The sequence below is a fragment of the Paraburkholderia sp. J94 genome (assembly GCF_905220285.1).
GTDB classification, from domain to species: Bacteria; Pseudomonadota; Gammaproteobacteria; order Burkholderiales; family Burkholderiaceae; genus Paraburkholderia; species Paraburkholderia tropica_A.
The window spans coordinates 91151-104379 of sequence record NZ_CAJMZH010000014.1 but is presented as its reverse complement, the minus strand read 5'-3'; the positions used below and the strand labels follow the sequence as shown (position 1 = coordinate 104379).

Genomic DNA, 13229 nt, shown 5'->3' with positions numbered 1-13229 from the left:
TGGTCGTCCCCGCATTGTGGCTAGGGTGGCCCCAAATGGAAATCGGAAGGATGCCGCGACGCAATGCGAGAAAAACACCGCATGTTGTGTAGGTGTTTTTCTGACAAAGACTAGAAAAGGGAGAGAGGAAGGGCAACTAACGATGTTATTGGCATAACAGCCCGAATCCTCTGGAGATTATAAAAGCGAATTCATTGACGCGTAACAGAGATGTGCACGGTCATTCGCCTTTATTTCACAGGGACGGAACCTATTCATTTATTCGGGCACGCGGATTGCTCAATCGCCGCGCGACGCGCGTCACGCTTTGCAACGCGTCCTTACAGCGGGTGTTTCCCGCTGTAACAACATTAAGTGATTGAAAAACAACTCGTCACGTATCCTCAAATCTTCATAATCGGACTCAGGGATAACCCGAAACCGCAGTGAACCACTGTGTGACCCACCGCAGTGACCGCGTTGTCAGACGCCTTTCACGCGGTCTTTGCCAAGGAGATCAGACCTATGCGAATCGCCCAAATTGCGCCACTTTACGAAGCCGTTCCGCCGAAACTCTACGGCGGCACCGAGCGTGTCGTGTCCTACCTGACCGAAGCGCTCGTCGATCTCGGCCACGACGTGACGCTGTTCGCCAGCGGCGATTCGGTCACCTCGGCCCAGCTCGAATCCGCCTGGCCGCGCGCGCTGCGGCTCGACCCGACCGTGCGCGACGCGCTCGCGCCGCACATCGTGCTGCTCGAACGCGTGCGCCGCATGGCCCACGAGTTCGACGTGCTGCATTTCCACCTCGACTATCTGCCGTTCCCGCTGTTCTCGACGCTCGACACGCCGTTCGTCACGACGCTGCACGGCCGTCTCGACCTGCCCGAACTGCAGCCGGTGTTCGACTCGTTCCCCGAAGCGCCGGTGATTTCCATTTCGGATTCGCAGCGCCAGCCGCTGCATCAGGCGAACTGGCTGAACACGATCTATCACGGCCTGCCGAAGGACCTGCTCACGCCGCGCACCGGCAAGAAGCCCGAGTACCTCGCGTTCCTCGGCCGCATCTGCCCGGAAAAGCGCGTGGACACGGCGATCAAGATCGCCGCGCTGTCCGGCCTGCCGCTGAAAATCGCCGCCAAGGTCGACAAGGTCGACCAGGAATACTTCAAGACCGAGATCGAGCCGCTGCTGTCGCAGGCGCACGTGGAGTTCGTCGGCGAAATCAACGAGGCGCAGAAGCCCGAGTTCCTGTCGGGCGCCAAGGCGCTGCTGTTCCCGATCGACTGGTCGGAGCCGTTCGGCCTCGTGATGATCGAGGCGATGGCCTGCGGCACGCCGGTGGTCGCCTTCAACCGCGGCTCGGTGCCCGAAGTGATCGAGCCGGGCGTGACGGGCTATATCTGCGAGGACGTGCAGGGTGCGGTGGCGGCACTGCAGAACATCGATTCGCTCTCGCGCGAAGCCATTCGCGCGCAATTCGAGCATCGTTTCACTTCGCACATCATGGCCAGTAATTATCTCGAAAGCTATTCGACGCTGATCGAAGCGGCTCGCCGTCCGGTGCTGCGCCGTGTCGCCGCGGGCGGCTAATCAGACTGCATGCCTTTTTCTGGGATAAATGACTGGAAACCAGAAGAAAACGCAAAGTGAATCGTTTGCGCCAGCTGTAATTGCGCAATGCATGAACGATCGGTAGCGCACATTAGCACCGATTTAGCGCATGTCACAAAAAAGAGCCGCATGATCCATGCGGCTCTTTTTATTGGATAAGCAATCTGCAAATGCGAGTGAATGCGCGCGAATGTGAGTGAATGCGAACGTCTGCGCGCTAATGCGGCGCACGAATGCAGACGAGCGCGCCGCGTGGCCGGACGCCCCGACGCTCAGGCGATCAGATAGCGTTCGCGATTCTTGCCGGCGATCCATTTCGGCGGCTTGCCGCGCCCGCTCCACGTGGCGCCGGTCTTGGGGTCCTGATAGCGCGCGGGCAGCGGCGCCTTCTTGGGCGGGCGTCCGCGACGTGCGGCCACGGCAAAGCCGAGGTCCTGCGCCGACAAACCGTATTCCGCGATCTTCTCGCGAATCATGGTGATCACGTCGGAGATTTCGGTGCGCCGCGCCTCGTCGGCCTGTTCCTGGAGACGCGCGATCTGGGCTTTGAGTTCTGAATATTGCGACATTTTTCCTCCCCCCTTCTTTGTCAATGTAACCGACTCGAACGGAGATTAGACGCAATGCAGCGAATTAGCAATCGCTATTAATACTGTTTTATGCCGTTATTCGGATAAATAGCCATTCGGCAGAGGCGATGAAATTCGGAACGCATCCGTCGCAATAATGAGAACAATTACATCAGAATTGACAATCCTTGACACCCACTCTTTACGCGACTGCCTAGAATCTGGCATTTCCTGGAGCCGGTGCATTAAGCGGCCCCATCAAATGACTTATTGAGGCGTCACACAATGCACTTATCCAAACGGCTTTTCGCCGAGATGTTCGGCACGTTCTGGCTCGTACTCGGCGGTTGCGGCAGCGCAGTGCTCGCCGCCAGCTTCGCCGGCCCGGAGCACGGGCTCGGCATCGGCTTCATGGGCGTCGCGCTCGCATTCGGCCTCACCGTCCTGACCATGGCCTACGCCATCGGCCATATCTCGGGCTGCCACCTGAACCCGGCGGTCAGCGTCGGCCTCACGGTCGCGGGCCGCTTCCCGGTGCGTGACCTCGTGCCGTATATCGTCGCGCAAGTCATCGGCGCCATCATCGGCGCGGCGGTGCTCGCGTGCATCGCCACGGGCAAGCCGGGCTTCGACCTCGTCGCGAGCGGCTTCGCCACCAACGGCTACGGCGACCATTCGCCGGGCCACTACACGCTCGTCGCCGCCTTCGTCTGCGAAGTCGTGATGACCGCGTTCTTCCTGTTCGTGATCCTCGGCGCCACCGACAAGCGTGCGCCTGCCGGCTTCGCGCCCATCGCGATCGGCTTCTGCCTCACGCTCATCCACCTGATCTCGATTCCCGTCACCAACACGTCGGTGAACCCGGCGCGCTCGACCGGCCCGGCACTCTTCGTGGGCGGCGAAGCCGTCTCGCAGCTCTGGCTGTTCTGGGTTGCGCCGATCATCGGCGCGGTGATCGCGGGCGTGGTTTATCCGATGATCGCGGGCCGCCGCGAAGCCTGATCGAACACGGCAACAGCAGGTGCGGGCCACGCCCGCATCGCGACGGTCACGGGCGCTGCGGCGCCCGTTTTCGTTGGCTCGGCTAGAATCGGGCGACCCGTTCACCCCGACATCAAGGCGCCCGGCATGACGCATTCACGATATTCGGCGCTGGCGCCTCGCGCGAAACGCCTTCCGATCCCGTTCGCGAAACGTGCTGCGATGTGCGCCGCCCTGGCCGTGGCCACGCTGGTGGGTACGCCTGTGGGTGCGAGCGCCGCACAGGCAAAAGCCAGCCACGATGTCGAAACGCTGATCTTCGTGCGCCATGGCGAGAAGCCCGATGCGGGGCTCGGCCAGCTCAACTGCAAGGGATTGAATCGCGCGCTCGCGCTGCCTGCGGTGATCGCCGCGAAATACGGCAAGCCCGACGCCGTGTTCGCACCCGATCCGGGCGAGCAAAAAGACGACCGCGGCCACGCCTATTACTATGTGCGCCCGCTCGCGACCGTCGAACCAACCGCCATCCAGTTCGGCTTGCCGATTCAAACGCCTTACGGCCATTCGAGCACCGACGCGCTCGAAAAAACGCTGCTCGATCCGACGTGGAACAAGCGCACGGTATTGATCGGCTGGGAGCATCGCGAGATCGAATCGCTCGTGCGCAAGATCGTCACCGAGCACGGCGGCGCGGCGACCGATGTGCCGAAATGGAAGAGTGCCGATTTCGACAGCATCTACGTGGTGCGTATCGACTGGAGCGGGGAGACGCCGCGCGCGAGTTTCGCGCACGACCGCGAAGGTCTCGACGGCCGCGCGGACGACTGTCCGTGCGCGGCGCTGCCTTCGGCGCAATAGGATTTCAGCGAGCCAGGTGAGCGAGCGCCGCGCATTCCACGCGGCGCTTGACCGGCACACAAGCCTCCCGAATCCCTAAAAAATACCGCTTAAAAATACCGCCGGAATTAACGCGCGATTTCGTCTTCGATCGCGAACAGTTTGCGCAGATGATGCGCCACGCCCGCTTCGAAGTTGTTGCCGATGCGCGGCACCTGCGGCAAGCGCGCGATCAGATCGGGATTCGCGTTGTTCATCATGAACGGATGACCCGCCGTTTCGAGCATGTCGATGTCGTTCATGTTGTCGCCGAAAGCAACACAGCGCGCGGCTTCCGCGTTGAGTCGTTCGAGCACGACGCGCAGCGCACGGCCCTTCGACACGCCCGCGACCATCACTTCGAGACAGTCGGGCAGCGAGTAGGTGATATAGAGCGCGTCGCCGAACTCGCGTTCGAGGCTGTGTCTCACATGCGCGAGATCGGCCGGTTCGCCGATATACAACGCCTTCGCGATGCCCGCGCCGCCGAGCGACGCCAGATCGTCCGTGACGTTATACGTAAAGCCCGAATCCTGATGGAAGGCGAGCAGTTCGCGCGCGTCGCGGTCGATGAACCATTCCTTGTCGGTGTAGAGGCTCACGATCACGCGGCCATGCGCGCCCACGGTGTCGGGCGCGACGAGGCGGCGGATCATCGGCTCGGGCAGATTGCTCGCGTGGATCAGCGCGTCGTCGGGCGCATGCACGCGCGCGCCGTTCGAGGTGATCAGATACGCGGGCACGCCCAGCACGCCGCGAATGGCCGCGACGTCGCAGTAATGGCGTCCGGTCGCGATGATGAACTGGATGCCCTGGGCGTCGAGCGTCTGGAGCGTGGCAACCGTGAACGGATCGACCTGATGGTCGGCGTTGAGCAGCGTTCCGTCGAGATCGGTTGCGATGACCTTGTACATGGCAATTCAGTCGATGAGCGGGGAAACCCCGAATGCTAGCACCTTGTGCGAGGCGGCGTGGCAGCGGCGGGGTGAGTCGCACGGCGCTACCCGCGCCGCGCGCTCAAACGGTTTCGACCCGATTCAAATACCTTCAAGCGCGCCCGAGCCGCGCCGCTTCGCGCTGGGCGAGACGCAGCGCGCCGCTCGCGGAATCGGCCAGTGGCGCGCGCAGACGTTTGCGCACGGTTTCCGGCACCCATTCGCGCAAAGGCTGACCGAGCCCACCGGCGAGCGCGACGGGCAGCGACGCCACCGGATCGAGCGCATCGATCAGCCGCGCGACGGCCTCGCCGGCTTCGGCCAGCAGCTTGCGCACGAACGGATGCTCGCGATGCGCGAGCACCACGGGCGCAAGGCTCGCGTAGGCGGTCTGGTTGGCCGCGCACTGCCAGACGATCAAGCTCTCGCGATCGCTCGATTGCGTTTGCGCGAGCAGCGCCTGCGAGAGCGCGTCGGGCTCGACGCGGCCGTCGAGCGACTGCTGCGCCCAGGCGATCGCGCGCAGGCCGAACCACGCGCCGCTCGCTTCGTCGCCGGACGGAAAGCCGAAGCCGCCAGCGATACGGCACACGCCCTGGTCATCGAGCGCCGCCGCGATGCTGCCGGTGCCGAGCGCGACCACCACGCCGGGTTCGCCGCCGTAGGCGCCGAGCAGCGTGGTGTAGACGTCGCTTTCGACCACGAGGCCCGCGACCGGCGGCGCAGTGGCGAGAAACGGCGCGAGCCAGTCGGGATTGTTCACGCCCGCGAGCCCGCAGCCGAGCACGCAGCGCGACCAGTCGAACGCGATGCCGGCCTGCTCGAACGCGCCGCGTGCGCCTTCCTCGATCGCCTGCCAGGCGCGCGCGATGCCGAGGCCGAGCCCCGACGGTCCCGCCGACGCCCGCGCGATCTCCTCGCCCTGAACGTTGCCGAGCGCGACGCGCGTGCCGGTGCCGCCGCCGTCCACGCCGATCAACCAGGTCTCTGTCTGCATAGTGTTTGCCGCGCCGCGCGCGCCGTTGAATGTTGAATCGATGTTTTGCCGAAGTTGGGCCGAAGTTTCGCCGATACATCACGAAACCGCGAAATCCCGCCGTGCCGCAGAGACTAACGGCTTGGCGGCGTTCGCACAATTAGCCGGACGGCCAGGTGGCGCGGCGAGCACGATCCGCTATCCTTGCCTGGCGCAATAGACTAAACAGACCGCAACGCAGATCAAAACGCAGACCACAACGCGCCACGACCGGACATCACCGCACGCGCCACTGGCTAGGAGAACTCAACGTGACACACCGCTGCAACTGGGTGACGAGCGATGCACTCGCGCGCTACCACGACGAAGAGTGGGGCGTGCCTTCGCGCGACGACCAGCACCTCTACGAAATGCTCATTCTCGAAGGCGCGCAGGCAGGGCTGTCGTGGTCGACGATCCTGAACAAGCGCGAAGGCTATCGCCGCGCATTCGCGGGCTTCGACGTCGACAAGGTCGCGCGCTTCACGCCGAAGCACGTCGAAGCGCTCATGCAGGACACCTCGATCGTGCGCAACCGCGCCAAGATCGAAGCGACCATTCTCAATGCGCGCGCCGTGCAGCAGATTCGTGCCGAGCATGGCTCGCTCGCGCAGTTCATCTGGTCATTCGTCGACGACACGCCCATTCAAAACGACCTCGCCTCGTATCGCGACGCGCCCACGTCCACGGAAGTTTCGGACGCGCTCAGCAAGGCGCTCAAGCAGTACGGCTGCAAGTTCATCGGCACGACGATCTGCTATGCGTTCATGCAGGCGGTCGGCATGGTGAACGACCACGAACGCGATTGCAGTTGTCGCGCCGCCTGTGCCGCGCTCGGCGGCGTCAAGCCAAAAGCGAAGGCGAAGACCAAGGCGGCACCCGCGAAATCGCGCGCGCAAGCCGCTACTTGATGCGAGCCGCCTGAACACGTAATCGACGAAAACCGCGCAGAAATGCAAACGGCGGCGCAGCTTCTTTCGAAGCATGCGCCGCCGTCTGGCGGAACGCCGAAGCGCTGAAAAAGCTCTTAGTGGAGCTTCTTCGGCAGCATCTGGCTACGCAGGCGCTTGTGCAGGCGCTTGACTGCAGCAGCCTTCTTGCGCTTACGAACGGCCGTCGGCTTTTCGTACGATTGGCGCTCACGCAGTTCAGCGATCAGGCCGTTCTTTTCGATTGCGCGGCGGAAGCGGCGGATAGCCACTTCAAACGGCTCGTTTTCCTTCAGAAGAATCGTCGTCATGTATTTCCTAACTCAAAACACTTGATATGTTCAAAGGCGCAAACGTCGAATGACGTTTCACGCACCGGCCCTCCGGTCGTTCGCCACACGGGGGCTGAACGAGAGGCAAGGCGGCCACGGAGGCCGGAAAAGAGAAGTAGGGGGTTCACAGCGGAACGCGATCAGGTTGACCTTGCTGCAACACACCTGACCGCCGGTTTGCGGCCGCCAACAGTAACGAACACGGCAACAAAACAGGCAAAGATCTCAATTCACTCTCAATGATATCAGGAAACGATCTTACAGACCACACTTTCTTGATTCTACTCAGTGACTTGCGTGGCAGGCGGCATCCGGCCCGTCCGCCATGTCCGTTAGGACACCTGGATTAACCGCCCAGCGCCGCTCGCGCGGCCGTCAGGCGGTCGTTCGCCGGCAATCGTCTGATCAGGCGCTCGCGTCGTTGAGCGCCTGGATATCCGCCGGGTCGAGTGTCAGGCGCACCGCCGCGACGAGACTTTCGAGTTGTTCGAGCGACGTCGCGCTCGCGATCGGCGCCGTGATGCTCGGACGCGCGATCAGCCACGCGAGCGCCACCGCCGCGAGCGTGCTGCCGTGGCGTTCCGCCACGAAATCGAGCGCCGCGAGAATGCGGATGCCGCGGTGATCCAGATACTTCTCCACGCGCGAGCCGCGCGCGCTCTTGGACAGATCCTCGCGCGAACGGTATTTGCCCGACAGAAAGCCGCTTGCGAGGCTGTAATAGGGCACGACCGCGATCTGCTGGGCCAGCGCGACCGGTTCCAGATCGGCTTCATAGGCGGCGCGGTCGTACAGGTTGTACTCCGGCTGCATGATCTGGTACTTCGGCAGGCCGTGCTTCTGCGCGACCGCGAGCGCTTCCTCGATGCGCGCGCCCGTGTAGTTCGACGCGCCCGCCACGCGAATCTTGCCGGCGTCGATCAGGCGCTGGTATGCGCCCAGCGTTTCTTCGAGCGGCACCTTCTGGTCATCTTCGTGCGAGAAGTACACGTCGATGTAATCGGTCTGCAAGCGGCGCAGCGAATCCTCGACGGCGGCCTCGATGTTCGCGGCCGAGAGGCCCGGACGGCGCGCCGACTTCGCGACCTTGGTGGCGATCACCACCTTGTCGCGCTTGCCGCTGCGCGCGAGCCACTTGCCGATGATCGTCTCCGATTCGCCGCCCTCGTTGCCCGGCACCCAGGCGGAGTAGACGTCGGCGGTATCGATGAAGTTCAGGCCCGCGTCGGTGAAGGCGTCGAGAATCGAGAACGAGGTGGCTTCGTCGGCGGTCCAGCCGAACACGTTGCCGCCGAACATGAGCGGTGCGACCTGCAAGGCGGAAGTGCCGATCCTGCGTTGTTCCATGGTGGCTCCAGATTGTGTAGAGAGCGAACAGCCTGGGACCATCCACACGAAGCGGCCCCAAGACGCAAAAGCATACGCTGCCTTGCGCCAGGGTGCAGTGCCCAGCGGCGCTTCGCTGGATCGCATCGAACATCGGCGCGATGACGCCCGGCGCAATTGCTTGAGCGCGACCGACATATTTTCTGCGCTTGCCGCAGGCGCTCAGACTCTCCGACGCACAGCCGAGCAGCCTTCGCGTCGTCCGTCACATGGCGAAGAAGCTATCCGCAGCGAGCGTCGTCGATGCGACTCGCCATTCACGCCAACAGTCCCGGAGCGTGAGAAGTTCGGTGCACCGGGCATTCCGCACTTCTCACAATCACGTTTCGCGAGTGCGCAACTCGCCCGCATCGCGTCAAAGCGTAGCGGCTGGAACGCTTAGATTGATCATGCGCTGCAGGAATTCCGAACGCTTCGCCTTGAGCGATTCAGTCGGCGCGGGACGGCGACGGTATACGTAAAGGTAGTCGAGCACCGCATTGAAGTCCTTCGCCACGGCGGCTGAACCGCGCCGGTCGCTGGGCCCTTCCGATACCAGATGCACGCGCGGCCCCAAGACAGGAACGTGCGTCGGCATCTGTCGCTCGAATACCGCAAGCAGGAATTCCCAATCCTCATAGGCACGCATGAACGGATCGAATCGGATACCGTCCATCAGCGCTCGCGGAAACGCATAGCAAGAGAGCGGCAACTGATTCTTGGTGAAACTGTCGTCGGTCAGGCGACCGCGCTGGTCGACTGTCTTCTCACTCAGTGTTTCAGTATGCGCGGGCGAACGCCGCTCCTCGACAACCGAACAATTGAAGTAGACCGGCTCTCCTCGTTGCACCGAGGGGTGTGCGTACAACTCCGCCAACGCGCCCGGATGCAGCGCATCGTCGTCGTCAAGGAACAGCACGTAGCGGCCTTTGGCCTGGTCGAGCGCAAGATTGCGACTCTCCGACGGGCCGGCCTTGCCGATACGCCGCATGTAACGATCCGCCTCGCCCAACATCTCCTCGCAAACGACATCCGTTTCGTCGTCGCTCGTATCGGCGACCACCAGTATCTCGAACGGCACCGGCATCGCTTGCGATTTGACCGATTGCAGTGCGCGTCGAAGCAGCTTCGGGCGTTGATGCGTCGGGATGATGATCGAAAAGAACGGCGTTGCGGACGCGGCGCCGTGCATCAACGCAGCCTCACGGCCTTCGTATTTGCGCAGATAAAGATCGTAGCTCTGACGCCAGTCAGCGGAGTCGCAACCGCCCTTGCTCTCGTGAACGACGCTCAATGGCCAGGTGCCCATGCGCAGTCCTTTCAGTTCGGCCTGGCGGCAAAAATCCATGTCGTAGAAATGGAATTTGAACTGCTCATCGAAACGCAATTTGCTGTTCACCAGCGTGTCGCTATCGGCAATCATCAAGAGGCCGTCGAGGAGCTTGCATTCCAGTCCGGACGGACCGAAGTTCAACACGTTCTCGCCCGGGAAACCCTTGCCGTGAGCAACGGTTCCGCTCAGGAATTTGCGTTCTTCCGGGCGCATATCCGGCGTGAAGCACCATGCCGGTTGTCGCGGCACCCGACGTACGTTGCCGGCCAGACCGACCACATCGAAATGGCCAAGCGATTCGCGGATGCGCTCATCCCAAAACACATCGGTAAGCCAGACATCGTCATGAACGAACACGAGTATGGCGGGACTCTTCTTCGCCGCATCGATCGCCGCGTTGTAGATGCTGGACAAACCATGCGCATTATTGTCGAACAACTGGAGTTGTATGTTCGCCTTGTGCTCGTAGAGCTTCAACGAGCGACCCAATGCGGTCTTGTCCGCAAACTGTTGCCCGCTGCAACGGGTGCCGCAAACGAAGCGGATGGGTTTCACCGCCGCGGATACGGCTTGCGTGCCAACGGCCCTGATCGGCGCGGGCGCGATTGCACCACGCGATGCCGCGTCCGGCTGCTTCGGCTCAACGGCCGGGGGGTGGGCGGCGGGCGTGACTGCCACGCCGTCCTCCTCCTGCACCAGCACCTCGAAGTGCTCAGGCTTGAGCCCCTTGCACCAACGCTGCCACATGGTTCGAAATGCTCGCGACGCCGCATGCGAAATCGCGGCTGCGTCGATGAGGACCGACTTCCGGCAGTACTCACGCAGCTCACGCCGCACGACTGCAAGCGCTTCGGGATCGGCAGCGAGTACAGCGCACTTACGCACGAAGTCGTCTTTATCCTCCGCGACGAAAGGCGCCTCGATTCCGAGGTGCGAAAGCCAACCCGTGCTGCTGCGGCTTGCCATCGACCCGCCCGGCAGCGTCATCGTCGGCACGCCCATCCACAGCGCCTGCATGGTCGTGGTCGAATTGCCGAAGGGGAACGTGTCGAGACAGACGTCGATCAGGTTGTGTTGCTGCAAGTAGGTCGTGACGCCACCGCGCTTCAAGAAGCTGACTCGGCTCACGTCGATGCCTTCGCTAACGAATTGCTCGGTCAGCTTGATCATCTGCTCCGGCGCCGTGATCGCGCCGATCAACATGCGCGAATTCGGGACCTCGCGCAGCACGCGCGCCCAGAGCGCGACCACTTTCGGCCCGATCTTGACGATGCGACTGAAACTCCCGAACGTGATGTAGCCGTTTTTCAGTGCCGGCAGTTCGTTGACGTCCGGAGCTTGCGCGTACGGCTTGAACGGCGCGAGCGCAGGCAGAAACACCAGCTTTTCCGAGAACAGGTGCTCGAATTGCGCAAGCGGCGTGACAAACCGGTCCGACAGGTAATAGTCGACAGCATCCAGCCCCGTCGTGGACGGGTTGCCGATCCAGCTCGCCTGGACCGGCGCCGCTTTCTGCGCAAAGGCGACAAGGCGGTTACGGCCGGTATGACCAGACAGGTCGACAAGAATGTCGATCTTGTCGTCGCGAATCTTCTGCACGACGGCTTCGTTGGTCATACCGAATGTTTCGCTCCACGTCTGGGCGTGGGCGCGAACGCGCTCGGTAAAGCTGTCAGTCACCGAGTAATTCGAATAGATGTGCAGCGACAGACTCGTGTCACTCGCCAGATGCTCCAGCACCGACAAGAAGAAGGACGCCACCGGGTGATTGACGAGGTCGCCCGAAACGAAGCCGATGCGCAGGCGCCGCGACGGATCACGATCGTTGGTGTGGCGGTGACGGCGCGCGCTGGGTGACGCCTCGTGACGCGCGGCGAATTCCCTGAACTCTGCGAATGCGCTAGCGGCATCGAGATCGGGCTTGTGCATCAGATAGAACAGCAGGTTGCTGTGGGTCGCAGCCTGCATGGGCCCCAGCTCGAGCGCACGGCGCAATGCGGCCTCGGCCTCGTCGTACAGCCCATGCTTGCCGTATGCACCGGCGAGCGCGTCGAATTCGACCGAGCTATTCGGCGCCAGCTCGACCGCACGGCGAAGATGAACGAGCCCTTCCGCGAACCGGCCGGTCTCCATCAGCGCCGTGCCCAGGTCGCGATGCAACGGCGCGCTCTCGGGGAACTTCTCCAACGCCTCGCGACAGTGCACTTCGGCACGCTGAAACTGACGCAGAACAACGAGCCGATCGGCCTGAACAATCTGAGCGGCGATATGGTTTGGCAGCAGGCGAGCAGCCTGTTCGCCCGCGACCATCGACTCCGCGAAGCCGCCAGTGCGTTGAAGCACGCGCCCAAGTTCGAACCAGCACTCTCCGTGCGAAGGATAGTTCTCCGTCAGACGTCGGGCGACTTTCAGCGCTGCGTCGAACTTCTCGCTATCGAAGAGATTCTGGAACTGGCGCAATTCCTTGACGCTCGCCCGGCGCGTGTCGACCATCGTGGTAGATGTCGCACCGGGTTCTTCGAGTGCCGGCGCGTCATCCTGCGTCGGGGCAGAAGCCGGTTCCGGCGCAGACTCAAGCGCCCCGCTCGCCTGTGCGATACGCCCGAGCAATGTATCGACGGCGTCTTGCGGCAAGCCCTGCTGCCGCGCGAGGTCGAGCGCCATGCGCGCCGCCTCGGTCTGCTGGCTGGCGACCAGCGCGTTGATGTAATAGACCCAGATCTGTCCGTTCTTCGGCACCTGGCCGAGCGCCGCCTCGAAATGCGGCACGGCTTCGGCGGGACGCCCCGTTTGCATGAACAGCACGCCGAGGTGATAGTGCGCGTCGGCGTGATCGCCCGCGATTTGCAGCACGGAGCGATAGAGCGCGGCGGCCGTATCGAATTGCTGCTGGCGATGATGTTCGATCGCGCTCTGCATGGCGAACGCCAGGTCGCGATTGTGCTGCGCGTCGGCCGCAGGCGAGGCCGTGCGATCGGGAGTAAGGAAGGCGGTCATGACAAAAAGGCGCGCATGCGTCGGATAGTCGGAACCGTCAAATTATGAGGCGGGGGCTCGCGCGTCGATGGGCCGAGCTAGCGCCAAAACGGGCGCTAATTTGCCCTCGAAGTGCGTTTCGCGCGGGAAATCCGGCGAAAACGCGCGGAGTCCGAAGGGAATTAGGGAACGCCAGATAGCGGACGGGCGCGGCCCTCCTTTCTGCCGCGCGAAGCGCGCGTGCGGCCTGCTCCCCGGCGGCACGAAAAAAGGCGCTGCGCCAAACGATGGCCGCAAAAAAGCCCGCGCAAGGCGGGCTTCATCA

The 13229-nt window shown here is 62.9% G+C and carries 10 protein-coding genes; 4 read left to right on the top strand and 6 right to left on the bottom strand.

All coding sequences use genetic code 11. The annotated features are described in order from the left end of the window. The first annotated feature begins 504 nt into the window (after nt 1-504). Nucleotides 505-1572: a glycosyltransferase family 4 protein gene (locus U4Y88_RS27220; protein WP_321787596.1), complete on the top strand. Its 1068-nt coding sequence runs from the start codon at nt 505-507 to the stop codon at nt 1570-1572. A 293-nt stretch (nt 1573-1865) separates the two neighbouring features. On the opposite strand, the gene U4Y88_RS27215 is transcribed toward U4Y88_RS27220, so the two are convergent. Beyond that, nucleotides 1866-2162, bottom strand: coding sequence for an H-NS histone family protein (locus U4Y88_RS27215; protein ID WP_224006472.1), 297 nt, complete (start codon nt 2160-2162; stop codon nt 1866-1868). Nucleotides 2163-2447: 285 nt separating this feature from the next. Here U4Y88_RS27215 and aqpZ point away from each other — a divergent pair, with 285 nt between their 5' ends. Together aqpZ and U4Y88_RS27205 are read left to right on the top strand one after the other, a co-directional pair. After that, entirely contained in the window at nt 2448-3164 is a 717-nt protein-coding gene (aqpZ, locus tag U4Y88_RS27210) for an aquaporin Z (RefSeq protein ID WP_224006475.1), read from the top strand. A 201-nt stretch (nt 3165-3365) separates the two neighbouring features. Continuing rightward, the gene (locus tag U4Y88_RS27205) at nt 3366-4001 is read left to right on the top strand and encodes a histidine phosphatase family protein (protein WP_321787594.1); all 636 of its coding nucleotides are present in this window, start codon (nt 3366-3368) and stop codon (nt 3999-4001) included. 107 nt (nt 4002-4108) lie between these two features. Here U4Y88_RS27205 and U4Y88_RS27200 read toward each other — a convergent pair whose 3' ends face one another. Next, nucleotides 4109-4933 carry a Cof-type HAD-IIB family hydrolase gene (locus tag U4Y88_RS27200; protein ID WP_224006480.1) on the bottom strand — a complete coding sequence of 275 codons (825 nt, stop codon included), beginning with the start codon at nt 4931-4933 and terminating at the stop codon, nt 4109-4111. Between the two features lie 133 nt (nt 4934-5066). After that, nucleotides 5067-5951, bottom strand: a complete 885-nt coding sequence (locus tag U4Y88_RS27195) for a BadF/BadG/BcrA/BcrD ATPase family protein (RefSeq protein ID WP_321787592.1) — start codon at nt 5949-5951, stop codon at nt 5067-5069. A 290-nt stretch (nt 5952-6241) separates the two neighbouring features. Here U4Y88_RS27195 and U4Y88_RS27190 point away from each other — a divergent pair, with 290 nt between their 5' ends. Beyond that, nucleotides 6242-6880, top strand: a complete 639-nt coding sequence (locus tag U4Y88_RS27190) for a DNA-3-methyladenine glycosylase I (protein WP_321787590.1) — start codon at nt 6242-6244, stop codon at nt 6878-6880. A 116-nt stretch (nt 6881-6996) separates the two neighbouring features. On the opposite strand, the gene rpsU is transcribed toward U4Y88_RS27190, so the two are convergent. The 3 genes from rpsU to U4Y88_RS27175 form a co-directional block, all read right to left on the bottom strand. Then, a complete protein-coding gene (gene rpsU, locus U4Y88_RS27185) occupies nt 6997-7209 on the bottom strand; it encodes a 30S ribosomal protein S21 (RefSeq protein WP_006401410.1) in 213 nt (70 codons plus the stop codon). A 426-nt stretch (nt 7210-7635) separates the two neighbouring features. Continuing rightward, the gene (locus U4Y88_RS27180) at nt 7636-8577 is read right to left on the bottom strand and encodes an aldo/keto reductase (RefSeq protein ID WP_310634032.1); all 942 of its coding nucleotides are present in this window, start codon (nt 8575-8577) and stop codon (nt 7636-7638) included. Nucleotides 8578-8971: 394 nt separating this feature from the next. Continuing rightward, nucleotides 8972-12925, bottom strand: coding sequence for a tetratricopeptide repeat protein (locus U4Y88_RS27175; RefSeq protein ID WP_321787588.1), 3954 nt, complete (start codon nt 12923-12925; stop codon nt 8972-8974). Nucleotides 12926-13229: the final 304 nt, after the last annotated feature.